This window comes from Streptomyces flavofungini, assembly GCF_041028215.1.
In the GTDB taxonomy this organism is placed as follows: Bacteria; Actinomycetota; Actinomycetes; order Streptomycetales; family Streptomycetaceae; genus Streptomyces; species Streptomyces flavofungini_B.
Genome location: NZ_JASKYR010001176.1, coordinates 1 through 1,335, shown reverse-complemented (window position 1 = coordinate 1,335; position 1,335 = coordinate 1). Strand labels below are relative to the sequence as shown.

Genomic DNA, 1,335 nt, shown 5'->3' with positions numbered 1-1,335 from the left:
TTCCTGGTGGAGAACTACGCGCCGCCCCGGCGGTGCCAGGGAGCGCAGGGCAGCGAGCGGCGCGTAGTTCTCCACCAGGAACGTGCGGCCGTCGAGGGGGCGCGGCGCGGGCACGGGGCGGTGGGTGAGGCCCAGGTGCAGGGCGCGCACCACGTCCGTCCCCGCGCCGTCGGCGAAGAGGCGGAACTGGGCACCCGGGCGCGGGTTGAAGTCGATGAGGTGGAAGTCGCCGGTCCGGGCGTCCCGGCGGAAGTCCAGGTCGAAGATGCCGCGGTAGCCCAGGGCGGAGACGATTCTGCGCGCCGCGGACCACAGTTCGGGGTTCGCCGACCACTCGCCGCTCACCGTGAGTCCGGCCGAGCGCGGCCAGGAGCGGTGCTTGCGTCCGGTACCGCCGCCGCGTACGACGCCGTCGTGCCCCGCGCAGCCGTGGACGAACCAGTCCGCGTCCCCGGCCCCGGGCACGAACGCCTGGAGGAGCAGCGGGCTGCCCGCCTCGCCGCGCCGCTCGAAGAGGGCCGCCGCCTCCTGCGGGGAGGTGATGACGGTGGTGCTGCGCAGGCCCGCGGCGTGCGGGAGCAGCCAGGGGCGGCTCCACTTCGCCAGGGCGGGAAGGCCGAGGCGGTGCGCGGCGCGGGCGGCGTCGGCGGCCGACTCCGGTACGGCGGTGGGCGGATGCGCGACACCGGCCCGCTCGCACACCCGCGCGAGCGTGATCTTGTCCGCGACGCGCTCGGCGGTGTCGCCCGCCGGGCGCGGCAGCAGATAGAAGTCGCTCAACTCCGCGTGCAGGGCGCTCACCGCGAGGGCGCCCGCGTCGTCCATGGGGATGAGGACGGCGGGTTCGGTGAGGTGCCGCGCGACCCGCCGCAGGACCCGGAGGACCTCGGGGAGCGGCGCCCCGGGCGGGGGCGGCGGATGCATCCGGCGCAGATATCGCGAATGCCGTACGGGACTTCCGTGGTCGTCGGCCACCAGATGGACCTCGACGCCCGCGCGCCCCAGCGAACGAACGGCGCCGAGCGTCCCATGGTGAAAGGGATTGCGGTCGGTCCGCAGCAGGACCGCGGGGGTCCTTGTGTCCAGAGGAAGCAAATTCGTCCTCCCTGCTCGGTCGCCCTTGTGGGCGAGGTGGCGTAACCCAGGATTAGAAACTCGATTGGCGCAATAGAAATACGAATGACGGCGAATCAGTACGCGAGGCGGCAGAAGAGGAGCGGTCATGGCCCCACGGTGTGTGCGACGCAGGGAACGGATTTCCTTCATCGCGGGAGGGATCGTCGTGTCGGTGGCCCTCGCCGCCGCGCCCGCCTACACGGCGGGCGTCCTGCGCGA

The 1,335-nt window shown here is 73.2% G+C and carries 1 protein-coding gene; it reads right to left on the bottom strand.

Going from position 1 to position 1,335, the window contains the following annotated elements:
- Positions 1-1,095: carboxylate--amine ligase (locus tag AB8Z36_RS39505; RefSeq protein WP_369218185.1), on the bottom strand; the 1,095-nt coding region annotated here is incomplete at its 3' end.
- Between the last annotated feature and the right edge of the window lie 240 nt (positions 1,096-1,335).